We start from the raw sequence: 25101 nt of genomic DNA, 5'->3' as shown, positions 1-25101 counted from the left end.
TAATCGTTACAACTGGTTTAGTTGGAATAACTGGGTTAACCGATGCAACTGCTTTAGTTGGAATAACTGGCTTGATCGTTACAACTGGTTTAGCTGGAATAACTGGTTTAATCGTTACAACTGGTTTAGTTGGATTAGCTGGTTTAATCGTTACAACTGGTTTAGCTGGAATAACTGGTTTAATCGTTACAACTGGTTTAGTTGGAATAACCGGCTTAACTGGTGCAACTGGTTTGATTGGAATCTCTACTTTATTAGCCTTAAGTTTTACAGCCGTCTCTTTTAGAGCATTGATTACTGCATTAATTTCTTCTTGACTAGCTTCTGCATTTTCCAAAAGTAGCTTAGCTTTGTTGAAAATAAGATTATATGCATCTTTCTCCTCTTTGCTAGCTGCCAAAAATCTTGGATCTTTGTCTTGGAACTTCACTTCATCCACGATAACATTTTTTAAGCTCATGAAATCTGTTTCTTTCCCATTCAGCTGGTCTTGTGCTTTCAAGAAAGCGGTCAATAGACGGTCGATTTCATCTTGAGTTATCAAATCTTTTGTAATTAATAATGCCAAGAGTTTAAATTCACGATCATATTGACCTTTGCGTTCTTGATCAGAATTTATATATTTACCTTTTTTAACTGTCTCAGCATATGCTTTAATAGCATTCTTCAATGATGTGATATCAGATTCCTTACCATCCAATGTTTGCATAGCAGACTCTAAAGCCTTAACAATTTGGTCAATTTTATCTTGGTTAAGTTTACTTCCCAATGCTAGTTGCGCATCTTTGACACTTTGATCAAAAATTTCTTTTAACTTCTGTTTTGTATTATAATATCTCGGAGTTTTAACTACTTCCATTTGTTTATTTAAAGCTGCAATCAGAGCTAACTTAGAAACAACTGAAAGTGACAAAACATTATTTTTACCAAACAGAACTTTAAATGGTTGAAGATTATCAAGTAATTCATAACCGTTTGATAGATTTACAAGAACTTTATACTCACCAGTAACTACTTTCTTACCATAAGAATGTTTACCATATGTTTCAGCTGGCAAGACTTGACTCTGACCGTCTTCACCTACTAAAGTAATCGTTGTAGTTCCAGGAACAGCTTGATTAAATCCAACCGTTACTGGGGCATATTTCATTTTGTTAGCCAAGAAGGTAATAGTTTGAAAACTATTTTCTTTCGTTAAATCAAATTCCTTAGATAGAGCACTCACAAATTTCAACTCTGTACGGTCATAGCTAAAAATTTCCGCAACATAATGCCCAAATTTCAAGAAATTAATATCTTTTGACTTATCAACGGTTACATATTGACCTTCGCTATTTTTAATGCGATAAACATAAGTTGTATCAATCTCATCCTTGGTTTTATTGTTTAGTATAGCAATTTTTACACGACCACTATTTTCTTCACCTACAAGATCTTTGAGAGATATAAAATCTACATTTCCCGCAAAGTCTTCTACATAATAGAAGATTTTCGATTTATCAACGTTCTTAGGAAGTGTATAACTACCATCTTCATTTTGTTTGATAATTTGATACTGTTCTATTTCTGAATCTGTCGCCTCTCTATTTTCAGAAGGACGAATATAAAAGACTTTTTCTAGAAGAATTCCACCATTTCCTACATCCTGAGGTTTGCGAGCTATAAATTGTTCTTGTTCTTCTTTAGAACGAATATATCCCGAAGTAATCAGAGGTTTTTGTGTATCGATTTGAATTTTAAATATTGTGTATTGTTCCTTAGCTCCAGGGACATCTGGCTTATAACTAATAACATAGTCATAAATTCCATCAGAGACTCGATTTCCATTAGAATCCTGTCCTCCCCAAGCTGTTTTATCTACAATGTAACTTCTTGGATTTCTAGTATCACCATCAAAATAATTTTTTACAAGGTCTGTTGGACGACTTTGCCAAATAGGCTTACTGTGTGTTGTATCCGAAGAATCATAAACCGTCGCACGAAGATTTACCAAGTTTCTGTAGACAAGAGTTTTAAATTGAACAGAATCTTTATTACCATCCTCATTTGGCGAGATGGCAAGGCGGATGTTCCCCTTTTCATCTAATTGAAGATGGTATTTTCCTTCAGCATCTTGTTTCACTCCGAGTACAGTCACTCGATTTCCTTGACGCTCTGCTTTTAAAACATTTACATCATTTTCAGAACTTGTTAAATAAGTTGCATCGTCTGAAGGTGAAATTCCTGGATTATCTTTATCAATTTCAGAGTAAAATCCACTGTTTCCTTCCTTAATTAATTGATAAATTGGTTTTTCAATTGCAGGTAGATTTTGGAATTCTCCCTTAAATCCCATAAATGGTAAACCAATAACAGAACCATCATCTGCAGGATTAACAAATCTAACAAATCCTTCTAGAAAATATCCATTTGGCATTATTTTGCTAAGTTCTTCAGTAAACTTACTTGTATCTACACTAACCGTTACCGTCTTCGTACTATGAGCTTTCACAGTTACTTCAGGCCAAACTGTTTCAGTTAGTTTTCGTGGACGGAGAGTGAATTTCCCTTCTTCAACTTCGTCCGTATTTGTATTTACAATCATCTTCAATGTTTGGTCTTTATCCGAAATATTATGAATTGTAACTTCAAAGGTAAATTTATCACCAACATTGCCAAGAGTAACACTTGGATAGTTATTTGCACCTGTTACAAATAAATCTGTACTTGTTGCCGCCATCGTGTCAACTACGCCCGCACCTTGCTGACGTGGAGAAGTATAGGCTCCAGTTTGTTTATTAAAATGTGGTTTTGCAGTAGACATAATTAAAGCTTTTACAATCTCTGAAATTTGACTAGCTGATAATTCAGGATGTTTCTTTGCTAAATATTCTTTGACTAATGCTGCGACACCAGCTACATGAGGGGCCGCCATACTTGTTCCACTGATACTTCCATAGCTATTGTCGTTAAATGATGAATAGATATTTCCACCAGGTGCAGTAACATCTGGTTTCAATTGTCCATCAGTTGTAACTCCCCAACTTGAAAAATCTGATAATTGGTCTGCAACGTCTGATTTACGATTATCCATCTTGTGATTAAAGACAATTTTATACTGACCAGACTTAAGAATTTCACCATAATGTTTTGAAATAAAGACAGATGGGATTTTCTTAGCATCACCTGTAACAGACATACTAACATTTGCACCTTCAACGTTGTTATAAATTAAAACTCCAGCTGCACCGTGTTTAAGAGCATTTTTAATCTTATCAGAAAAATGAATTTTACCACGTTGAATCAGTGCTAACTTGCCTCTTACATCAATATTAGCAAAATCTTCTTCACGACCAATACCCGCTGCTACATATTCGTATTCTTTCCCTTTTTCAAAATCTTTTTCTGTTTCAGGTCTATTAAAATCAAACTTACCATAATCAAGGGTAGAATCATTTTCTAAACCTTTTACTTCAAAAACTTCAGTAGTTAGAATTTTATTATTAATCGAAGCAACAGAAATTGAATCTTCCACTGTAGAGGGATTTCCGACGAGACCATAATCAGGATTTGCTGCCAATGGTTGTGAAAAACCTCTACCGAAAGTATTACTATTACCAGCAGCAATAACAACAGATACTCCTTTAGCGCGTGCTCTTTTTACTGCATCAATGATATCTGAACCTGCATCTACCGTTGAACCCGCACCTGCACCCAAACTCATATTGATCACATCTGCACCTAATGCAACAGCATCATCAATAGCTTTTACATAGAGGGCAGAGGCTGTAGTTTTATTTCTGTCTGAAAAAACTCTCATAAACATAATTTGAGCTTCTGGCGCCACCCCATAAACCTTCTCAGAATTTGGGGCTTTATTAACAGGATTTCCTGCTACAATCCCAGTAACATGCATCCCATGAGACTCTTTTTCAGCCTCTTTTATATTATCAGTTCCATCAAAGTAATCATAAGCATATACTACTTTATCACTGTACCATTTCCCATAGTCAATACCAGCAGCCTTTTTAGCTTTTTCGATATCATCCTGATTTTTAAATTTCGCCTTTGACGGATCAGAAATACGCAAAACCTCATGATTCAAATCAAGACCTGAATCTATAACAGCGACTACAGTTCCTTGTCCTTTATGTCCTGCTTCCCAGGTTTTAGGGACAGTAATAATTTCATTACTGGAGATACTGTTTGGCTTTTCTTTCTGTCCAGCTTGAGATAACGACTGTGATTGGATGCTTTCCGAAGAAGAATTACTTTTCACTGCTGATTCTTCCTTCTTCTCTTCACTTTTTATAGCAGTCGTTTCTTTCTGTGTGGTTACATTCTTGTCTGACTTATTATCTCTATATTCTATAGAATCATCTTGTTTTAATGACTCTGTCACTTCTGTTTTTTCCTTCGAAGAAGAATTTAGAGCATTCTTGTCAGCCGTGACTGGCGGTGCGAGCTTATTTGAATCATCTAATTTATTAGTCGTTACAGCATGTGTAACTTGATTGGATGTTTCAAATTTTTCCTCATCGGCACTAACCTGTGCGAAAGTAAATCCGAATGCAAAGACCGTTAGCAGAAAAATCGTTGCTACTTGGTACTTTTTATGGCAAAAATCTTTGCAATCTCCCATAAAATCACTCCTTTTTATTTAAATTAAAAGTATTATATACTAAATTATCAGAAAATTCTATCAAAAACTTATTTTGTAACAAAATTGTAATATTAACCAATCCTCTTACGAGATTTAAGCATAAAAAAATTTAGTCTCGAGTGATACAAGACTAAATTTCTTTATTGAAAAATTACTTGCTATTTAATTGATCATTCAACAAAAATCTTACTGATCACGATCATAGAATAGTTCATGTGCTTTTAATCGTGAATTAAGCATTTCAGGAACTGTGACAAAGTGATATCCTTGCTCTTTTAGATAATCTATAATCTTTGGTAAAGCATTGACTGTTTCAGCATGGATATCATGCATTAAGATAATCGAACCATTACGAACTTGACGTTGAATCTCTGTCAAAATTGCTGCTTCATTCTTACTCTTCCAATCCAGACTATCCACATCCCACATAATAAAACTCAAATCAAGGCTATTTCGAATGTCGTCTGTAATGGCTCCATAAGGCGGACGCATAAGTTTGGAACTAGAACCCAACACTTTAGTTAGCGCATCCTCAGTATCAGTAATCTGTTTTTTAGCTTCGTCAAGTGAAAGTTTTGAAAGCACTGGATGACTCCAACTATGGTTTCCAATAACATGGCCATCCGATTTCATGCGTTTCAAAATCTCTTCATTTCCAGAAACATTCTTACCTAAAACAAAGAAAGTTGCCTTGATACCATACTTAGAAAGTGTATCTAATGCTTGATTTGTCGTTGCAGGATTTGGTCCATCATCAAAAGTTAGAGCTACCACTTTTTGGTTTTTCTTTTCATAATAAGCCTTATAAAGTTCGGCATCCTTGTCTAATAAATAAGAGGATTGTACTACATCAAAGAAACTAGATACTGGTAAAGCAATCTCATCTAGATTTTCAACTGACTGACTTGGATAAAGGATAATCTGACTATCCTTGTAATCAAAATTCCATCCAGACAAGTCTTGATCAGAGAAGCCTTTAACAACTTGATCAATCTTTTCTTGGTCCAATTTCTTATCCTGTAAGAAAGAGGTGATTTCTTTTAACAACTGCTCTTTGGCTTTACTAGGATCTGAAAATAATTGATCAAGTGTAAAAGGTTTACCATCTTCTGTCAAATGGACTTTTGCCAGACTAGTTTTTTCAGTCTCTTCAACTTTTGACGAAGTTAAATCATAGACTTGTTTCATCACACTTCGGTTAACAATCCCTTTTAAAGTCGAATCCTGTTTCTCCGTATAATAAAAAACTAGATTTTCCTTGTCTTCCAGATTTTCCTTAATATCCTGTGTCATGATTTCTTTTACAGATGAAATCACTTGCTCCCCTTGGAGAGGATAATAGGCAATTACTTCGGCTTGTCCCTTACGAAAATGATCTTTCTGATTTCCCTCACTCAATTGATCATCTTTCTCTTTTTTGAGCGTTTCAATCCTTTGTTCAAAACTTTGCTTTGTATATATTTTGTATCCAATCATTGAACCAAGGACACAAATACTTACTGAAAAGATAGCTACTAGGGCTATTAAACCGATTCTCTTTTTATCGTGCTCAACACGATTTGCTCTACTTTTATCCATAGAAATATCATATCAAATTCAGGCTATAATTTCAATGAGAAATAAGTACTATTACTCGTTTTGAACAAAAAAATAGGCTCCATAATATCTATAGGGGGATTTACCCACTACAAATATTATAGAGCCTTTTATTATGTTAGAAACGAATCGTCTCACGTGTTTTTTCGTATGAAGTGACAAAACGGTTGGTTACACCTGGTTCTGCAACTTCCAAAGCTTGCGAAATCTTATCAAATGAAGCATGATAATCAAATTCTTTTTCAAAAATTTCTAATGATTCATTAAAAGCTTCTTGAATTCGTTCATCAAATGAGCGGTAACGGTTCGAATACTGTAGCAATTGTTCTGTCAATGTTGCATATTGAACAATATTATATGTTTCTTCTTCAAGTGCTTCCATATCATTGGTTGTAATTTCAAGCATACGGTTCACAGCTTCGATATTGACCCGAGCTTCTTCTAGTTCAGCCATCAACTCTTCAGTATGGTTACTTGCTGTAAAGAATAACTGTAAGAAATTCTGAGGAATACCTGGAAGATTGCGTTTTTCCATATATCTCTTAATTGTGTGAAGACGATTAACATAAACATTTGCCTTCTGGCGAGCATTGATATCATCTTTTTCAATCTGAGCAAGACGTTGACTAACCGCAACTTGTTCATCTTCAATTTCCTTCAAAGTCGCTTGTAAGTTTTCCAAACGATCTTCAAGGAATGAATACGGTTCAGAATGTTCCTCTTGTTCAGAAGTTAATTCCAATACAGATTCTTCTAAAGATTCTAACTCAGCTTGTAATTTATGAACATGACTAACATCCGTTTCAGATAGTAGGTAATTGTTACTCAATCGTTGAATATCTTCCACTAAAACAGCATTACTATCTTTCATGTGTTTCAAATATGTAGGAAGGGTTGCAACTAAGCCTTCTACTACTTTTTGAGCAGCAATTTCTCGTGTAAAGATATCATAGAGTGTATTGATTTCTTCTTGAACTTGAGTATTTTCATACTCAGCATTATCCAACTCTAATTGTGCAATATTTTCGTGGTTTTTCTTCAAAGCTTCATAAAGCAATTGGAAGCGAGATTCAATATCCGTTTCAGCGAAATGATAATTAGCATCTAAAAGTTTACGGTAACCGTCTTCCAAATCTTCCAATTGATCAGGTAGCTCTTTAGATAATGTTTTTACAATTGCTGGCAGGCGATCTACTATGTGACTCAAAGCCAAGATATGATTTTCAGCATTATCCAAAATCACAGCAGCTTCTACTGGGTCACCTGAAGTGTTCAAAGTAACAAACTGAGAAAACTCTGATTGGATATTTTCCAATTGTTTTTCGATTTCAGATAAACCTTGGCCATATTCTTCAGAATGATCAGCCACTCGGTGTTGCAACTCTTCAAACAAGTCCAAAGTATGAAGAACACGTCCACTATTTTTAGACTCTTGTTTCTCCAAATCTGCCAAAGCATTACGAATTGCCGCAATATCTTCTTCAATCAAGGTAATTTGACTCTCGATTTGGTCTATTTGATGACTGGCCTTGAAAAAACGGAATGAGTTGTTATAGCCTTCTGCCTCAAAAAGATTATTTTCGATATCCGCAAAAGAGTTAAGAGATAGGTCAACCCATTTTTGGTTCCACTCACGGAAAGTCACTTGACTTTGTCCAATCAAGTGCATATTTTTTACAGCTTCAACTTCATCGTTTACTGGAAGATTGTACAGCTCTTCTTTTTTCTCTTCTAAAATTGCTAATTTACTTTCATTGCGTTTTCGTACGTAGATTGCGATAGCATAGGCAATCACTAAGAAAACTGCAACAGCAATTGCAAGATAAATTACTAGTGTACCAGACATATTAAACTCCTTTTTTACTTGAAACAATCGTAATGATTATATCATATTTTTTAGACCAAGGGAACTAGTTCTCCCGATTTTTTAGACATCAAGTGTACTATAGACGGCATTTTCTTCGATAAACTCACGACGAGGCTCTACTCGATCCCCCATCAACATATCAAAGATTTTATCTGCCTCAGCTGCATCATCCACAGAAACTCTGGCCATCAAGCGATGTTCCGGATCCATGGTTGTTTCCCACAATTGGTGGTCATCCATTTCACCCAGACCTTTATACCTCTGAATAGTTGGTTTGGCACGACCTTCACTGTGGCGGGCTAAGGCTTCTTGGAGTTTAATTTCTTGGTCTGCTCCTGGCTGGATATATTCTTTAATCTCGCTTCCAACCTTGACACCATAGATTGGTGGTTGGGCGATATAAACATAACCAGCTTCTAAAATTGGTTTCATATAACGATAAATCAAGGTTAAAAGAAGAGTACGAATGTGGGCTCCATCGACATCGGCATCGGTCATCAAAACAAGTTTTTGGTAACGAGCTTTTGAAACATCAAATTCTGCACCAAATCCTGTTCCCATCGCTGTGAAAAGACTACGAATTTCTTCGTTAGCTAGAATCTTATCCATACTTGCCTTTTCAACGTTCAAAATCTTACCGCGGATTGGAAGAATTGCCTGAAATTCACGGTTACGACCAGATTTGGCTGACCCACCAGCTGAGTCTCCTTCGACGATGAAGAGTTCTGTTTCAGCAGGATTGTTAGAAGAGCAGTCTGCTAGTTTACCTGGAAGGTTGGAAATTTCCAAACCAGATTTTTTACGAGTGACTTCACGCGCACGCTTGGCAGCCACACGAGCCTTAGCAGCCAGAATTCCTTTTTCTACAATGCGTTTTGCAATTTGAGGATTCTCCATAAGGAAATCAGAGAAGGCATCACTGAAGAGACGATTGGTAATCTTAACCACTTCGCTATTCCCCAGTTTGGTCTTGGTCTGTCCTTCAAACTGTGGATTTGGGTGTTTAACTGAGATAACTGCAGTTAGTCCTTCACGGACATCTTCCCCTGTTAGGTTGTCTTCATTGTCTTTCAGTAACTTATTCTTACGAGCATAATCGTTGATAACACGTGTCAAGGCTGTACGAAAACCTTGTTCATGCGTTCCACCTTCATGGGTGTGGATATTATTGGCGAAACTCATGACATTTTCATGGTAACCCGTTGTGTACTGCATGGCTACTTCAACTGTGATATCATCCATCTCACCGTCAGTATAGATTGGTGTATCAAAGATAACATCCTTGTTCTCATTGATATATTCAACGTAGCTAGCAATCCCACCTTCATAGTGGTAATGCTTAGTTTGTTCTAACCCCTCACGCTTATCTGTAATGGAGATTTGAAGACCACGATTTAGAAAGGCCAATTCTTGAATACGTTTATTTAATTTATCAAAGTCAAAAGTGGTTGTTTCAGTGAAAATTTCTGGATCCGGTGTAAAGTGAACTGTTGTTCCCGTTTTATCCGTATCTCCAACTACTTCAAGATCTGCGACAACATGACCACGACGATATTCTTGGTAATGAATCTTACCATTTTTGTGGACATGAACGTCTAATTGAGTTGAAAGGGCGTTAACAACTGAGGACCCCACTCCGTGAAGACCACCTGAGACCTTATATCCGCCACCGCCAAACTTTCCTCCAGCGTGAAGAACAGTAAAGACAGTCTCAACGGCAGGTCGACCTGTTTTTTCCTGAATATCGACTGGGATACCACGCCCATCATCAACAACTGTAATCGAATCATCGGGCTCAATAAAGACTTGAATATGGCTAGCAAATCCTGCCAAGGCTTCATCAATTGAGTTATCAACAATTTCCCAGACTAGATGGTGAAGACCTTCTTTTGAGGTCGATCCGATATACATCCCTGGACGCATACGAACAGCCTCTAAGCCCTCTAAAACTTGAATTTGACTGGCATCATAATCTTGTGCCTGCAGATTTTTAATTTCTTCTGTCATCTTATTCCTTTTTCTTACATGTCTAATACTTGTCTTAAATTCACGATACTGGTAAACAAGTGGGTATCGAGTCCAGCAGCTTGCCCTGCTTCGATATCAATCGGCCGATCACCGATGACAAGACCAGAGTTAATTTGATACTTTTCTCTTAAATAAATCATGGACTCAGGATCTGGTTTTCTCTTAAAGCCTGAGTTAGAAGTCACCACTTCTGTAAAATAAGCTGCTATAGAGGTTTTTTCTAAAATTTCCAAGACCTGATCATTTCGATGAGAAACTAAAAAATGACGGCCACCTTGATTTGAGATATCTTCCAATAAACCAGAAACTCCATCAAATAAAATCGGATGTTCTAGCTCTCTGGCTTCATTTTCCTTGTACTTTTCTAAAAAATTCTCTAAGTTGGGAGCGAATGTCTCAATCGCAAAATCAGTAGAAACCTTTAAAGCCTGATAGACACTGTCATGGTCTTGTGTGATGCCATACAATGCCAATGTTTCAACAAATGCAGCTGTTGAAGTTTCGTAATTATCTAGTAAAGTTCCACCTAAATCCCAGATGTAATCGTGATATTTCATACCCTTCATTATAGCATTTTTTTATGAAAAAAGCGATGATTTCCCTGAGTTTTCCACATAAAAAATGCTCTATGATATTTATATAGGATAAATTTCTTATAGATATTATGAAACCTATTTTCTTGTAGAAAAAAGCCCCATATAATCTATAATGAAAAGTAACCAAACCATCATTAGAGAGAATCATATGGAACAATTATATTTTAACACAAAACTACTTTATATTAAAAATCCTAATATCCAATTTATGGATGTTATTAATAAGGGGGTGGGGAACTTCTCAAAGTAAGTTCCACTTGAGTGGTATTGAGACTAGCTTTTCACTAATCTTGTCTTGAAATTTTAAAATAAATTATAAAACCTTACTCAAGAAGTCCTTAGTCCGTTGTTCTTGGGTTTGTTCAAAAATCTGTTCAGGTGTTCCGTCTTCAACAACCACACCGTCTGCCATAAAGATGACACGGTCTGCCACCTCACGAGCAAATCCCATTTCATGTGTTACGATAACCATGGTCATTCCTGACTTAGCTAAGTCTTGCATAACAGCCAACACCTCACCTACCATTTCAGGGTCCAGGGCTGAAGTTGGCTCGTCAAAGAGCAAAACATCTGGTTCCATAGCTAAACCACGCGCAATAGCAATCCGCTGTTGCTGACCACCTGACAAACTCTGTGGATAAGCAGTTGCCTTATCTGGTAAACCAACTTTTTCCAAAAGTTCCTGAGCTCTCTTCTCTGCAACTTCCTTACTTTCACCTTTAGTCTTGATAGGAGACAAGGTGATATTTTCCATCACAGTCATATTAGGAAAGAGATTAAATTGTTGGAAAACCATCCCCATCTTCTCACGCATGGCAAAGAGGTCATTCTTCTTGTCCGTAATATCAACTCCCTCAAAGATAACCTTCCCTTTGGTTGCTTCTTCCAACAAATTCATAGAGCGGAGCAAGGTAGATTTCCCGCTCCCTGAAGGACCGATGATAACGACAACTTCTCCTCTTTTAATCTCGAGGTTGATTCCCTTCAATACTTCATTCTTTCCAAAGGATTTATGTAAATTTTCAATTTTTATCAAGGTTTCTGTCATTATTTTTTATCTCCTTGTCCCATACGTTTTTCAAAAGCTTTCAAGGCTACTGTCAAAATAGAGGTCATAATCAAGTAATAAAAGGCTGCAAATAAAAGTGGTGTTAAAGGTAGATAGGTTGTCGTAGAAACTGTTGTAGCTCCATTCCACAACTCCATGACACCAATAGCTGATAAAAGGGAACTATCCTTGATAATGGTGATAAATTCGTTCCCCAATGCTGGCAAGATATTTTTGATAGCTTGTGGCAAAATCACATAGCGCATCGCATTTTTAGGACGAATCCCTAAAGAATAAGCTGCCTCTAACTGCCCCTTAGGAACCGCATTTATTCCTGCACGAACAGTCTCAGACACATAAGCACCACTGTTCATTGAGATAATCAAAATCCCTGGAATCAGACGAGAAAGATCAACACCCAAAATTCCAACCTGAATAGTCGGAGCATTGATATGCATTAGAGCAAAAGCAATCATAATCTGAACCATCATCGGTGTCCCGCGGAAAATCCAAACGTACAAGTTGGCGAGCCAAACAAGCGGTTTAAACTTTGAACGTTGCCCAAAAGCCAAAACAACACCCAAAATAGTCCCCAAAAAGACAACACAGATAGAAATGAGAACCGTTACGACAGCCCCGTAGTTAAAATAAGGTAAATACTTTGGTAAAAAAGAAAAATTCATAGTCACACTGCTTTCTAAAATAGAATACTGTATGATTATAACATGAATTGAATTAAAATTCAAATATTTTGTCTAATTTATTCAAAAAATCTTTAAGCTGGTAGAATTAGCGAGAAATCTTAGTTTTTTCTAGGCAAGTTGGCCTCCTTTATGGTAAAATAGTAACGATAAGAAATGAAGGAGAATCAAAATGGAATCACATTTGGTTAGAATCATCAACCGCCTTGAAGCAATGGCTAAAGACGGCGGAAATTTAAAACGAAATTTTGAACGCGAAGGAGTTGTTGTTGCAGAAGTTGCATACAGCCACGACGAAGAAAACGGCTCAATCTTTACCCTTCGTGATGTCGAAGCTCGCGAAACTTATACGTTTGACAGCATTGACTTGATTGCAATGGAGATTTACGAACTCCTTTACTAATACAAAACAAGCTGGGTTACACCCTGCATGTCTAACCAAAATCCTTTTTGTCTCACAAATAGGATTTTTTTATTCCCTAAAATCACAAAAATTTTCCTTGTAACAACTTCTCAAAGCTGCAATCTTTTTACTTGCTTTACACCCCAATCCTGTTATAATGAGAGTATAGAAATTTGACTATTTTTGACCTTTAAACAGGTCAGGCTAAAGAAAGAAATGAGGTAGATGTATGCTTTGTCAAAACTGTAAAATCAATGACTCAACAATTCATCTTTATACCAATCTTAACGGAAAGCAAAAACAAATTGACCTTTGTCAAAACTGCTATAAGATTATCAAGACGGATCCTAACAATAGCCTCTTTAAAGGTATGACGGATCTGAACAATCGTGACTTTGATCCCTTTGGTGATTTCTTCAATGACCTAAACAATTTTAGACCTTCTAACAACACTCCTCCGACTCCCCCAACCCAATCAGGTGGAGGTTACGGTGGAAACGGCGGTTATGGTTCCCAAAATCGTGGACCTGCTCAAACTCCTCCACCAAGCCAAGAAAAAGGCCTGCTGGAAGAATTTGGTATCAACGTAACTGAAATTGCCCGTCGTGGAGATATAGATCCCGTTATTGGACGCGATGATGAGATTATCCGTGTCATTGAGATTCTCAATCGCAGAACCAAGAATAATCCTGTTCTTATCGGTGAACCAGGTGTCGGGAAAACTGCCGTTGTCGAAGGTCTAGCTCAGAAAATCGTTGATGGCGATGTTCCACATAAACTACAAGGTAAACAAGTCATCCGTCTGGATGTGGTTAGCCTAGTTCAAGGAACGGGTATTCGTGGACAATTTGAAGAACGCATGCAAAAGCTCATGGAAGAAATTCGCAAACGTGAGGATATTATCCTCTTTATCGATGAAATCCATGAAATTGTCGGTGCGGGATCTGCGGGCGATGGCAATATGGATGCAGGAAATATCCTCAAGCCAGCCCTTGCTCGTGGTGAACTGCAACTGGTCGGTGCAACTACCCTCAATGAATACCGCATCATTGAAAAAGATGCTGCCCTAGAACGCCGTATGCAACCTGTTAAGGTCGATGAACCAACAGTAGAAGAAACAATCACTATCCTCAAAGGAATTCAAAAGAAATACGAAGACTACCACCACGTTCAGTATACCGATGCTGCAATTGAAGCAGCTGCAACTCTTTCCAATCGCTACATCCAAGATCGCTTCTTGCCTGACAAGGCCATCGACCTCCTGGATGAAGCTGGTTCTAAGATGAACTTGACCTTGAATTTTGTGGATCCTAAAGTGATTGATCAACGCTTGATTGAGGCTGAAAATCTCAAATCTCAAGCTACACGAGAAGAAGATTTTGAGAAGGCCGCCTACTTCCGCGACCAGATTGCCAAGTATAAGGAAATGCAAAAGAAAAAGGTCACAGACCAAGATACTCCTATCATCAGTGAAAAAACCATTGAGCACATTATCGAGCAGAAAACCAATATCCCTGTTGGTGATTTGAAAGAGAAAGAACAATCTCAACTCATCCATCTAGCTGAAGACCTCAAGTCTCATGTTATTGGCCAAGATGATGCAGTCGATAAGATTGCCAAGGCTATTCGCCGGAATCGTGTCGGTCTCGGTACGCCTAACCGTCCAATTGGAAGCTTCCTCTTTGTCGGACCAACTGGTGTCGGTAAGACAGAACTTTCCAAACAACTGGCCATCGAACTCTTTGGTTCTGCTGACAGCATGATTCGCTTTGACATGAGCGAATACATGGAAAAACACAGCGTGGCTAAGTTGGTCGGCGCCCCTCCAGGTTATGTTGGCTACGATGAGGCTGGGCAATTAACTGAAAAAGTCCGCCGCAATCCCTACTCACTTATTCTCTTGGATGAAGTAGAGAAAGCCCATCCAGATGTTATGCATATGTTCCTTCAAGTCTTGGACGATGGTCGTTTGACAGATGGGCAAGGACGTACCGTTAGCTTCAAGGACGCTATCATCATCATGACTTCAAATGCAGGTACAGGTAAGGCAGAAGCCAGCGTTGGATTTGGGGCAGCTCGCGAAGGACGTACCAATTCTGTTCTCGGTGAACTCGGTAACTTCTTTAGCCCAGAGTTTATGAACCGTTTTGATGGTATTATCGAATTTAAGGCTCTCAGCAAGGACAACCTCCTTCAGATTGTCGAGCTTATGCTAGCAGACGTTAACAAGCGCCTTTCTAGCAACAACATTCATTTGGATGTAACTGACAAGGTTAAGGAAAAATTGGTTGACCTCGGATATGATCCAAAAATGGGGGCGCGCCCACTTCGTCGTACTATTCAAGACTATATTGAAGACGCAATCACTGACTACTACCTTGAAAATCCAAGCGAAAAAGACCTCAAGGCAGTGATGACCAGCAAGGGCAAGATTCAGATTAAATCTGCCAAAAAAGCTGAAGTAAAAACTTCTGAAAAAGAAGTATAAATCCTACAGAAAAGGAGTAGAAAATGAAAATTTTCTGCTCCTTTTTATTAAAATAACTATAAATTCTTGACAGCTCGGTCTTTGTCCATTAAGATAATAATAAAGATAATAAATAATGAGGAAAATCCAATGGCAAACCCAACTTTCGGAGAAAAGAAAGCAAATACAGACTATGTTTCACGCTATGGCGTATATGCAGTTATCCCTGATGCTGAACAAAAACAAATTGTTCTTGTTCAAGCACCTAATGGTGCTTGGTTCCTACCAGGTGGTGAAATTGAAGCAGGTGAAAATCATCAAGAAGCCCTAAAGCGTGAATTGATTGAAGAGCTTGGCTTTACAGCTGAAATTGGTACCTATTACGGACAAGCTGACGAATATTTCTATTCTCGTCACCGTGACACCTACTACTACAATCCAGCCTACCTCTATGAAGCGATTTCTTTCAAAGAAGTGCAAAAGCCACTAGAAGACTTTAATCATATTGCCTGGTTCCCTATTGATGAGGCTATTGAAAACCTCAAACGTGGTAGCCATAAATGGGCTATCGAATCTTGGAAAAAACAGCATAAGATTGGCTAAATCAAGCTACTTTATTCAAAAAGTGCTATAATAGAATTAGAAAATCGGAGGAAATGTTATGAAGCTTATCAATACAACAAACTCACACTCGCAACTTGTAAAAAGCCAGCTAGAAAGTACAGATGCAACCCTTGTTGAAGTTTATTCTGCAGGTAATACAGATGTTATTTTTACCCAAGCTCCGCTTCACTATGAAATCCTCATCTCAAACAAACACCGCGCTATTCGCGAACCTGAAATCGAAGCTATTCAAGAATTTTTCTTGAAACGTAAAATTGATAAGGACTCTATTGATGAAGCCAATATCAAAACCCTCTATTCAGAAAAATTAATTGGAATTTCGATTCCAACCAAATAAAATCTTGGAGAGATTAGAAAGTGCTTTAAACCTTATGGAACAAAATTGGGTTTATTTAGCTTTTTAAATCATCTCCAATTTTTTATCTTGAAATCCTATCATACACAATTTTATAGGTAACAAAGGAGACAAGCATGGGAGACATGATATATCGAGAGGCAAGACTTGAAGAATACGAAAAAATTGGAAAACTATTAACTAATTCTTTTCTTGACTATCCCTTTTTAACGATTATAAGGGATGATTTGAAGAAACCTGACTCCTATCCTGCTTTTGTAGAAACATTGCAAATTCTGCTTACTAGAGTCTATATTAAAAAAGGAAACTGTTTGGTTGCGGAACAAGATGGAGAATTACTTGCAGTTGCCCTTTTGCAACAAAATGATTTCTGTATACTATCCTATCTACGAAATGGTGGGACAAACATTTTTCGCTACATTCGACCACAAAATCTCCTTAAATACTTTGACTTTGTAAAACGTTCCAAAAAGCATTTAGAACAATCAGGGGAGTTTGATTGGTATTTGATGGCTTTAGCTGTCAATATAGAAAGTAAGGGGCGGGGAATAGGCAGTACTTTTCTGACACAAGGGATTGAACCTTATGTCAAATCAAAAGGCTGTAAACACTTGGGACTCATAACTAGTACAGCTAGAAATACCTCATTCTACAAAAAAAACGATTATGTATTACTGGACTATATGGACTTAAAATACGGGGCAAAATCAATTGGTAACTGGGCATTTTTAAAAACAATGAATAAATTATAACAGGCCAGCAATTTACAAATCCTATTTCAATAAGGATAACTTATATTTATAAAAACCAACGTTCAAAACGTTGGTTTTCTTATCTATTTGACTGCTTCTTTCAAAGTATCTACCTTATCCAAACGTTCCCATGGAAGGTCAATATCTGTACGTCCCATGTGTCCATAAGCCGCTGTTTGACGGTAAATTGGACGCTTGAGGTCTAGCATTTGGATTATCCCTGCAGGGCGAAGATCAAAGATTTGACGAGCTGCTTTTTCAAGCTTGCTTTCAGCTACTGTTCCTGTACCAAAGGTATCGATACGAACAGAAACAGGTTGCGCAACACCGATAGCGTAGGCCAGTTGCACTTCTGCCTTCTTAGCAAGACCTGCTGCAACGATATTCTTGGCAATGTAGCGAGCCGCATATGACGCAGAACGGTCCACCTTAGTCGCATCTTTACCAGAGAAAGCACCACCGCCGTGACGAGAGTAGCCACCATATGTATCTACGATAATCTTACGACCAGTCAAACCTGAGTCCCCTTGAGGTCCACCGATTACAAAACGACCAGTAGGATTGATGAAGAATTTTGTTTGCTCATCCAAGTAAGAGGCTGGAATAACCTCTTTAATGACCTTGTTAATCACATCATTATGAATTTGTTCGTTGCTGACTTCTGGATCGTGCTGAGTTGAAATAACAACTGTGTCCACACGTACTGGACGGTCATTTTCATCATACTCAACAGTAACTTGTGATTTAGCATCTGGGCGAAGATAGCTGATTTCCCCAGACTTACGAAGTTCTGACAGACGACGAACCAATTTATGACTGAGTGAGATTGGCAATGGCATGAGCTCTTCTGTTTCATCCACTGCAAATCCAAACATGAGCCCTTGGTCACCAGCGCCAATCAGGTCAAGCGGATCTTGGTCTGCATTCCCACGAACCTCCAAGGCTTCGTTAACACCTTGAGCAATGTCAGGAGATTGTTCCACCAAAGATGGATGTACTCCTACAGTCTCAGCAGAAAAACCATATTCTGTATTGGTGTAGCCAATCTCTGCAATAGTGTCACGAACCACACGGTTAATATCCACATAAGCATTTGTAGATATTTCACCAAAAACATGGACGGAACCAGTATATACAGCTGTCTCAGCAGCAACGTGCGCCTCTGGATCCTTAGCTAAAATAGCATCCAAAATCGCATCTGAAATTTGGTCTGCAATCTTATCCGGATGCCCCTCAGATACAGATTCAGACGTGAATAATTTACGTTCTGACATAAAAATGTCCCCCCTTAAAAATAGTGTTATAGAGTTACAAAGTACTGATAGGTATTTCTATAGTCTAAGAGTTACGACGCGAAAGAAATAAAAACGATAATTTTTTATTTCTGAAGCTAGTAAGGCGCATAGGGTGACCGCATTATAGCGGCAACCGTATGGAGCCGTCAGTCTTTGCAAATTACAAAGTACTGATAGGAAAACTCTTCGCGATAAATGCCTACCATCTTATCGGGACTATATAACTCTATCATTATACCATTTTTTAGCGCAATTTGCAGTCTTTAATGTAGTGTTTCTGTTTAGATAGTTCGTTCTCATAAATAAAAAAAAATTGGAGCTCAGTACTCCAACCTTTTTAATTAAAATGTTTGGCGTTTTGCTTTACGCTCTGCACGACCGCGAGCACGATTTTCAGCGCGCTTGGTCTTGCGGCGTTTTTCATCAACCGCCCATTTAATTTTTTTCTTATAACCTGGTTTGACTTTTTTCTTTTTCTTTTTAACCAAACCAATCATTTCGATATCAAGTTTATCTTGTTTTTTCTCACGGTTGGCACGACGATCACGGTCATAAGTATCTTGAAATTCCCCGTCTTTGACCATCTTAGGAGTAAACTTGATTCCCAATTTCTCCAACTCACGGATATCTGAGTCATCACTTGGCTGATAAAGGGTAATAGCAGTACCTGGTAGGCCATTTCGTCCAGTACGACCAACTCGGTGCACAAAGAAAGATAAATCTTGCGGAATGGCATCATTGATAACATGGCTGACACCTTCAATATCAATTCCACGCGCGGCCAAATCCGTTGCGACAATATACTCAAAATCCAGATTTTTCACCTGGTTCATGATACGTTTGCGCTCACGAGGGGCAATATCTCCATGGATTTTTGCCACCTTCAAGCCTTGAGCAGTCAGATATGAATGTAATTCATCAGCACGCGTTTTAGTGTTAACAAAAATCATTGCCAAATACGGTTGCATCAACTGAGTCAACTGGTAAATTTGAGCATTCTTATCACGTCCCTTAGTAGAAATCAACCAATTATCAATAGTATCAGAAATAACCGTTTTGGTCTTGATTTTCTCCATAACAGGATTTGATAAGTATTTTTTCAAGAATGGTTGCAGTTTTTGTGGGATAGTCGCTGAGAAGACCATGAATTGCAGGTCTTTTGGAAGGCTGCCAGCAATCTTATCAACAGTTTCCAAGAATCCCATATCCAAGGTCATGTCTGCCTCATCGACCACAAAGTTCTTGGCCTTGTGAATAGCTAAATCACCGGATTTAACCAAGTCATAGATACGTCCAGGCGTTCCGATAACAATATGAGGCTGGTTACTTGCCAATTTCTCAATCTGGCGAGCCTTATCTGTCCCCCCCACATAATTAACCACACGAACTTCCACTTCTGAGTGGGCTGCAATCTGACGAGCTGCTTGGTAAATCTGAGTAGCCAACTCACGGCTCGGTGCCGTAATCACTGCCTGTACACTATCACTAGCTTCATCTAATTGCTGGAAAATTGGTAACAAGAAAGTATGAGTCTTACCTGAACCTGTTTTTGATTCTCCAACCAAATCTCGGCCTGCCAGGACAATGGGAATCAACTTATCTTGTACCTCTGTTGGAGTTGTAAATTTCAACTCCTCCAAGGCTTCTCTAATATAGTTTTTAAATTGAAATTTCGTAAATGACATAATACCCTCGATTCTATCTATCCTATCAATTATACCACATTTTATTCCATTTCAGTAGTCTCACTTATTTAGGCTATTTCCAGTAGCATCTCTAGTCAGAAAAAGGCTGGAATTTCATGATTCCAACCTCTTTTCATACTCAATGAAAATCAAAGAGCAAACTAGGAAGCTAGCCGCAGGTTGCTCAAAACAGTGTTTTGAGGTTGCAGATAGAACTGACGAAGTCAGTAACATCTATACGGCAAGGCGACGTTGACGTGGTTTGAAGAGATTTTCAAAGAGTATCAGTTATTATTTCCAGTTTAAAATAGCATTCAAGCCATAGTGATCACTAACTTGCGGACTATTGTTGCCATCAAATACGACATGTAAATTTTCCACCGCTAACTCTTTGGTAGTAAAAACATAGTCGATTCGAAGGGGTTCTGTGTTCCCTTTCCAGCCATCAATTTCTGGTGGAACAGTATAACTACCACTTTTCTCTTGAGCAACTTCAAATGCGTCTTGTAAGCCTAATGGACTAGCTAAAATAGCTTGGTAACCTTCCTGACCAGCTGGGTTGTTGAAATCTCCAGCAAGCAAAAGTGGCTTGTTCAATTCTTTCAAGACAGCCTCAAATCGTGCCCATTCTTCTTGGAAACCTTTATCCCACCAAGAAAGGTGGACACTGGCAACTGCAAGCTCCTTACCATCAACTACAGTTTCAGCTAGAGCGACACGGCGAGTATGATAGTCTGTTGGATCATCCACATCTGAAACCAAAACTTCTCTTGCTTCAATAGGTGTTTTAGACAAGATAGCCACACCTTCATGGTAGCGGTCATAACCAATATGGTTATAGGCCCAAGTCCAGTAGTAATCTTTCCCTTGCTCTGACAACTTTTCAACCAAAAGTCTAACATAATGATCTTGATGAATCGGCTCAGCTGCTGGCAAAGCTTGATAGAGATCATTAACTTCTACCTTAGGCGAGGTGATTTCCTGATTGATTTCTTGGAAACAAATCAAATCATAATCTTTATCAAGAATATCTTCAAGCAAAAGCTGGAATTTTTCCTCGGCTTCTTTTTCCATCCAGCTATGAGTATTGAGTGTTAAAAATTTCATGCTTTTCTCCTAAAACAAGAGGTTGGAAAACAGCTTCCAACCTCAAGTGTATTACAATTCTACTTTAGCAACTGCTGTTTTAGCTGCAAGAGAACCTGTTTGTTCTAATTTAACTGATTTAATAGCTTCAGCATTTGTGAAGACAACCACTGTTGAAGTTTCACGACCTGCTGCACGGATAGCATCCAAGTCAGCTGTGACAAGAAGATCACCTGCTGCAACTTTTTGTCCTTCAGCTACATGAACAGTAAATGGTTTTCCTTCAAGACTTACTGTGTCCAAACCAATGTGAACAAGTACTTCAAGACCCGCTTCAGTCACAAGACCAAGAGCATGTTTTGTAGGGAAAATGCTTGATACAGTACCTGAAACTGGAGATACAATGTTTCCATTTGCAGGTTCTACAGCAAATCCGTCACCCATCATTTTTTGAGCAAATACTGGATCTTTCACTTGTTCCAAGGCAACAACTTGACCGTCTGCTACTGAGTAAACTTCCTCAGTAAGACCTTTGAATTGAACAGTGTTTTGTTGCGCTTCTGTCATTTGACTTGGAAGAGTTTCAGGAATGATTTCACCTGAATCAAGGATATCTTGGATATCAGATTTCAATACGTCTGCTTTTGGACCGTAGATAGCTTGAACTCCTTGTCCTTTCATGACAAGCCCCATAGCTCCTTCTGCTTTCCATTGTTCTGCATCACCAACTCTATCTGCATCCTTAACAGTAACACGAAGACGAGTCATACATGCATCAACATCAACGATGTTCGCGCGTCCACCAAGAAGGTTGATAATGTTTACAGCTTGAGAACCTGCTGCAACTTTCACTTCGTTGCTAGCTTCTTCTGAACCTTCAGCAGTTTCGTAGTTACCGTTACGTCCTGGAGTTGCGTAGTTGAATTTTTGAATCATGAAGTTTGCGATAAAGTACATGATTACGGCAAAGAGAACAGTTACCCAAATAAAGTTAACAATATCCATACCGATACCAGCACTAATAGCGATAGGTGTACGAGTCAAGAACTCGATTGAACCGAATGAGTGCATACGTAGGTTTACTACGTCAGCCATAGCGAAGGCAGCACCTTGAACAAGTGAGTAAACAAGGTACATAGGTGTTGCTACAAACATGAACATGTATTCGATTGGTTCAGTAACCCCTGTCAAGAATGTTGCAAGAGCTGTCGCAATCATCATACCTTTATATTGATGTTTCTTATCAGCATCGACATTACGGTAGATAGCCACGATCACACCCATCAAGATACCGAATGAACCGATCATTTGTCCAACTTTGAAACGAGCTGGGTGAACAGTGTCTAACAATTGTTGGTAGTGACTTGCATCAGTACCTTTGAGGTTAACAAGGTCTGTTACCCATGCAAGCCATAGTGGGTCTTGACCAAATACTTGAGTACCTTTAGCTGCACCAGTTAAAATGTCATAAGTACCACCAAGAGCTGTGTAGTTCATTGGGATAGTCAACATATGGTGAAGACCAAATGGCAAGAGCAAACGTTCCAAAGTACCATACAAGAATGGTGCAAGGATTGGAGCAGTTTCTTGTGAGTTGGCAATCCAGATACCAAAGCTATTGATACCTGTTTGAACTACTGGCCAGAAGGCAGCAAGTAGAATTGCAGCGATTGCTGAACGAAGAATAACTACAAATGGTACAAAACGTTTCCCGTTGAAGAATGAAAGTGCATCAGGAAGTTTACGGAAGTTGTAGTATTTATTGTAAGCAGTTGCCCCTACAAAACCTGAGATAATCCCTACAAACACACCCATGTTCAATGCTGGAGCTTCAAGAACACTGATGAAGTAATCAGCAACTTTGATTGAACCACCAAAGAGAGTTGTGACCATAGCATCTGGATTTTTCAACATATCTCCTGATACACCAAAGATTGTACCAGTGATACGGTTAATCAAGATGAAGGCAAGACCAGCGGCGAAAGCACCACCAGCACGTTCTTTAGCCCAGCTTCCTCCAATTGCTAGGGCAAACAAAATGTGAAGGTTACCGATAACCCCCCAACCAATTTGCTCAAGAATTCCACCAGTAACTACAAGTGGTGCAAAAGTTGGGTTAATCATTACGATAGACTTACCGATTGAAATCATCAAACCAGCAGCCGGCATAACCGCGATAACCACCATCAAAGCCTTACCGAATTTTTGCCAAAACTCGAAAGACAAGACATTTTTGAATGTATCTTTCATCATTCAAATCTCCTTTATTTTTATTTAGGCAAACGTTTTACGAAAACGTTTGCACTTAACTATGTATTAATTATACCACTTTAATTTTTTTTGTAAAGGCTTTTATAAAAAAAAGTAGACTTTTTTCTAAAATTTTTGTAGAAAAAAGGAGATATTAAAACCTCCTCAAATATACTTCTATTTTAGATTTTCAGGAATCGGCGCATTGAAATTCCTGATCCGATTGAACCGATAAAAATTCCAATCACAAATAATAGAGCAATCATCAGTGGACTGAATATTTCTGGTGATATCATCGAAAGGTTCTGACCAACCAATGACTTATTAACCGATTGGTAAACCATTTTATAGACAATAAATACCAAAACTGATGGAAGTGTTGCTCCAAGCAAACCAATGAAGGCACCTTCAAGCAAGAAAGGCCCGCGGATATAGCCATTCTTAGCACCTACTAAACGCATGATTTGAATTTCACGGCTTCGTGAAATGATGGTGATACGTATAGTATTAGAAATCAAGAACACCGCAATGAAAATCAATAATCCAGCGATAACTAGTCCCCAGACACGAATAAATGAGGCTAACTTAAACAAGCGTTCTGTATTAGCACCACCATCTTGAACTTCTGATACACCTTCGATTTTTTTAGCCTCTTCTGCTACTGTCTTTACATCACTTGGTGTATTGGTATCAACGATATATGCATCATAGAGAGGATTGGCATCGCCTTCAAAGATTTTCCAGTTGTCCCCCATTGTTTCTGTCAACTTTTCATATTGTTCTTCTTTACTTGAAAACGTAACACTTTTAACGGTTGACATACCTTTCAAAGCATCATATACCTTATGGTAGTCGTTATTTGTAACAGTTTGACCTTCTTTTTCAATCGTCTCACTATTATCAGCTACGTCCTTACGAATGTATACCATTACTCGAACATTATTTTCAATATCTGTAGCTAGTTTAGCCGTATTAAAGATAACAGATGCAAATATTGCAACCAAGGTCAAAGTAATCATAACTGAACTGACAGCAGCTACTGTCATCCAGCCATTTCGTTTCAAACTTTTTAATGATTCAAATAAATGACGAAAAAATCTACTAATCATCGTATCCATATTCTCCTTTAGCTTCGTCACGAACGACACGGCCATTTTCAATGGCAATGACACGGTGGCGCAAGGTATTTACAATCTGACTGTTGTGGGTAGCCATCAAGACAGTTGTACCTTGGAGATTGATGCGTTCCAGCAAGTTCATAATTTCCCATGAATTATCTGGGTCCAAGTTTCCTGTTGGTTCGTCCGCAATCAATACTTTTGGATTGTTTACAATAGCACGTGCAATTGCAATCCGTTGCTGTTCTCCCCCTGAAAGTTCATTTGGGAAAGAACGAACCTTATGCTTCAATCCAACCAAGTCTAAAACTTCCATAACACGTTTTTTGATATTACGGCGGCTCTCACCAATAACTTCCATTGCATAAGCAATATTTTCATAAACGGTTTTCTTTGGTAACAGTTTATAATCTTGGAAGACAACCCCAACACTACGACGTAGGAGAGGGACATCTTTCTTTTTAATTTTAACCAGATTAAAACCAGCAACAGTTAAGCTTCCTTTTTCGATTTTTACTTCGCGGTACAATGCTCTAATAAATGTTGATTTCCCAGCTCCTGACGGACCTACGATATAGGCAAATTCCC

18 protein-coding genes are annotated in these 25101 nt (G+C 38.3%); 5 read left to right on the top strand and 13 right to left on the bottom strand.

Translation table 11 applies throughout. The annotated features are described in order from the left end of the window. The 7 genes from HMPREF2613_RS02275 to HMPREF2613_RS02245 form a co-directional block, all read right to left on the bottom strand. The coding region (locus HMPREF2613_RS02275; RefSeq protein WP_261673957.1) for a S8 family serine peptidase at nucleotides 1-4621 on the bottom strand (4621 nt) is incomplete at its 3' end. Nucleotides 4622-4828: 207 nt separating this feature from the next. Further along, nucleotides 4829-6220: a peptidoglycan-N-acetylglucosamine deacetylase PgdA gene (pgdA, locus tag HMPREF2613_RS02270; protein ID WP_070478664.1), complete on the bottom strand. Its 1392-nt coding sequence runs from the start codon at nucleotides 6218-6220 to the stop codon at nucleotides 4829-4831. Nucleotides 6221-6356: 136 nt separating this feature from the next. Continuing rightward, nucleotides 6357-8084 (bottom strand): septation ring formation regulator EzrA, encoded by a 1728-nt coding sequence (gene ezrA, locus HMPREF2613_RS02265; RefSeq protein ID WP_049492215.1) that lies wholly within the window; start codon nucleotides 8082-8084, stop codon nucleotides 6357-6359. Nucleotides 8085-8165: 81 nt separating this feature from the next. Next, nucleotides 8166-10112 carry a DNA topoisomerase (ATP-hydrolyzing) subunit B gene (gene gyrB / locus HMPREF2613_RS02260; RefSeq protein ID WP_000134040.1) on the bottom strand — a complete coding sequence of 649 codons (1947 nt, stop codon included), beginning with the start codon at nucleotides 10110-10112 and terminating at the stop codon, nucleotides 8166-8168. A 14-nt stretch (nucleotides 10113-10126) separates the two neighbouring features. Beyond that, nucleotides 10127-10690: an HAD family hydrolase gene (locus HMPREF2613_RS02255; protein ID WP_033681420.1), complete on the bottom strand. Its 564-nt coding sequence runs from the start codon at nucleotides 10688-10690 to the stop codon at nucleotides 10127-10129. Nucleotides 10691-11042: 352 nt separating this feature from the next. Further along, nucleotides 11043-11777, bottom strand: coding sequence for an amino acid ABC transporter ATP-binding protein (locus tag HMPREF2613_RS02250; protein WP_000140957.1), 735 nt, complete (start codon nucleotides 11775-11777; stop codon nucleotides 11043-11045). Beyond that, nucleotides 11777-12460, bottom strand: coding sequence for an amino acid ABC transporter permease (locus HMPREF2613_RS02245; RefSeq protein WP_001011642.1), 684 nt, complete (start codon nucleotides 12458-12460; stop codon nucleotides 11777-11779). The genes HMPREF2613_RS02250 and HMPREF2613_RS02245 overlap by 1 nt, the downstream gene beginning before the upstream one ends. Nucleotides 12461-12650: 190 nt before the next feature. Between HMPREF2613_RS02245 and HMPREF2613_RS02240 the strand changes: the two genes are divergently transcribed. The 5 genes from HMPREF2613_RS02240 to HMPREF2613_RS02220 all read left to right on the top strand — a co-directional run bounded on the left by HMPREF2613_RS02240 (nucleotide 12651) and on the right by HMPREF2613_RS02220 (nucleotide 17079). After that, entirely contained in the window at nucleotides 12651-12881 is a 231-nt protein-coding gene (locus tag HMPREF2613_RS02240) for a DUF1797 family protein (protein WP_000443570.1), read from the top strand. 229 nt (nucleotides 12882-13110) lie between these two features. After that, nucleotides 13111-15369: an ATP-dependent Clp protease ATP-binding subunit gene (locus tag HMPREF2613_RS02235; protein WP_049492218.1), complete on the top strand. Its 2259-nt coding sequence runs from the start codon at nucleotides 13111-13113 to the stop codon at nucleotides 15367-15369. Nucleotides 15370-15498: 129 nt separating this feature from the next. Beyond that, nucleotides 15499-15951 carry an NUDIX hydrolase gene (locus HMPREF2613_RS02230; RefSeq protein WP_061589831.1) on the top strand — a complete coding sequence of 151 codons (453 nt, stop codon included), beginning with the start codon at nucleotides 15499-15501 and terminating at the stop codon, nucleotides 15949-15951. Between the two features lie 58 nt (nucleotides 15952-16009). Then, nucleotides 16010-16309 (top strand): DUF1827 family protein, encoded by a 300-nt coding sequence (locus HMPREF2613_RS02225; RefSeq protein WP_000767189.1) that lies wholly within the window; start codon nucleotides 16010-16012, stop codon nucleotides 16307-16309. Nucleotides 16310-16443: 134 nt separating this feature from the next. Then, entirely contained in the window at nucleotides 16444-17079 is a 636-nt protein-coding gene (locus HMPREF2613_RS02220; RefSeq protein WP_070478662.1) for a GNAT family N-acetyltransferase, read from the top strand. 83 nt (nucleotides 17080-17162) lie between these two features. Here HMPREF2613_RS02220 and metK read toward each other — a convergent pair whose 3' ends face one another. From metK to HMPREF2613_RS02190, 6 genes are all read right to left on the bottom strand, one after another. Then, the gene (metK, locus tag HMPREF2613_RS02215) at nucleotides 17163-18353 is read right to left on the bottom strand and encodes a methionine adenosyltransferase (protein ID WP_033681393.1); all 1191 of its coding nucleotides are present in this window, start codon (nucleotides 18351-18353) and stop codon (nucleotides 17163-17165) included. 362 nt (nucleotides 18354-18715) lie between these two features. Beyond that, on the bottom strand, nucleotides 18716-20059 hold the full coding sequence (locus tag HMPREF2613_RS02210) for a DEAD/DEAH box helicase (RefSeq protein WP_070478659.1): 1344 nt from the start codon (nucleotides 20057-20059) through the stop codon (nucleotides 18716-18718). Nucleotides 20060-20350: 291 nt separating this feature from the next. Then, nucleotides 20351-21166, bottom strand: a complete 816-nt coding sequence (locus HMPREF2613_RS02205; protein ID WP_049492222.1) for an endonuclease/exonuclease/phosphatase family protein — start codon at nucleotides 21164-21166, stop codon at nucleotides 20351-20353. 51 nt (nucleotides 21167-21217) lie between these two features. Beyond that, nucleotides 21218-23398 carry a PTS transporter subunit IIBC gene (locus tag HMPREF2613_RS02200; protein WP_080975965.1) on the bottom strand — a complete coding sequence of 727 codons (2181 nt, stop codon included), beginning with the start codon at nucleotides 23396-23398 and terminating at the stop codon, nucleotides 21218-21220. 179 nt (nucleotides 23399-23577) lie between these two features. Next, complete coding sequence (gene ftsX, locus HMPREF2613_RS02195; protein WP_042751472.1) at nucleotides 23578-24504, bottom strand: permease-like cell division protein FtsX; 927 nt, start codon at nucleotides 24502-24504, stop codon at nucleotides 23578-23580. After that, nucleotides 24497-25101 (bottom strand): cell division ATP-binding protein FtsE (locus tag HMPREF2613_RS02190; RefSeq protein ID WP_070478657.1); only part of this gene is annotated, 605 nt, incomplete at its 5' end. The genes ftsX and HMPREF2613_RS02190, both read right to left, overlap by 8 nt.

This window comes from Streptococcus sp. HMSC070B10, assembly GCF_001808665.1.
Taxonomy (GTDB): Bacteria; Bacillota; Bacilli; order Lactobacillales; family Streptococcaceae; genus Streptococcus.
This window is presented reverse-complemented; position numbering and strand designations above follow the sequence as displayed.

What these genes read in the sequence shown, in the direction of transcription:
- HMPREF2613_RS02210 (WP_070478659.1), bottom strand. Translation starts at nt 20,059, where the DNA reads ATGTCATTTACGAAATTTCAATTTAAAAACTATATTAGAGAAGCCTTG.
- HMPREF2613_RS02255 (WP_033681420.1), bottom strand. Translation starts at nt 10,690, where the DNA reads ATGAAATATCACGATTACATCTGGGATTTAGGTGGAACTTTACTAGAT.
- HMPREF2613_RS02240 (WP_000443570.1), top strand. Translation starts at nt 12,651, where the DNA reads ATGGAATCACATTTGGTTAGAATCATCAACCGCCTTGAAGCAATGGCT.
- pgdA (WP_070478664.1), bottom strand. Translation starts at nt 6,220, where the DNA reads ATGGATAAAAGTAGAGCAAATCGTGTTGAGCACGATAAAAAGAGAATC.
- HMPREF2613_RS02235 (WP_049492218.1), top strand. Translation starts at nt 13,111, where the DNA reads ATGCTTTGTCAAAACTGTAAAATCAATGACTCAACAATTCATCTTTAT.
- HMPREF2613_RS02230 (WP_061589831.1), top strand. Translation starts at nt 15,499, where the DNA reads ATGGCAAACCCAACTTTCGGAGAAAAGAAAGCAAATACAGACTATGTT.
- ftsX (WP_042751472.1), bottom strand. Translation starts at nt 24,504, where the DNA reads ATGATTAGTAGATTTTTTCGTCATTTATTTGAATCATTAAAAAGTTTG.
- HMPREF2613_RS02220 (WP_070478662.1), top strand. Translation starts at nt 16,444, where the DNA reads ATGGGAGACATGATATATCGAGAGGCAAGACTTGAAGAATACGAAAAA.
- HMPREF2613_RS02200 (WP_080975965.1), bottom strand. Translation starts at nt 23,398, where the DNA reads ATGATGAAAGATACATTCAAAAATGTCTTGTCTTTCGAGTTTTGGCAA.
- HMPREF2613_RS02245 (WP_001011642.1), bottom strand. Translation starts at nt 12,460, where the DNA reads ATGAATTTTTCTTTTTTACCAAAGTATTTACCTTATTTTAACTACGGG.
- HMPREF2613_RS02225 (WP_000767189.1), top strand. Translation starts at nt 16,010, where the DNA reads ATGAAGCTTATCAATACAACAAACTCACACTCGCAACTTGTAAAAAGC.
- metK (WP_033681393.1), bottom strand. Translation starts at nt 18,353, where the DNA reads ATGTCAGAACGTAAATTATTCACGTCTGAATCTGTATCTGAGGGGCAT.
- HMPREF2613_RS02250 (WP_000140957.1), bottom strand. Translation starts at nt 11,777, where the DNA reads ATGACAGAAACCTTGATAAAAATTGAAAATTTACATAAATCCTTTGGA.
- gyrB (WP_000134040.1), bottom strand. Translation starts at nt 10,112, where the DNA reads ATGACAGAAGAAATTAAAAATCTGCAGGCACAAGATTATGATGCCAGT.
- ezrA (WP_049492215.1), bottom strand. Translation starts at nt 8,084, where the DNA reads ATGTCTGGTACACTAGTAATTTATCTTGCAATTGCTGTTGCAGTTTTC.
- HMPREF2613_RS02205 (WP_049492222.1), bottom strand. Translation starts at nt 21,166, where the DNA reads ATGAAATTTTTAACACTCAATACTCATAGCTGGATGGAAAAAGAAGCC.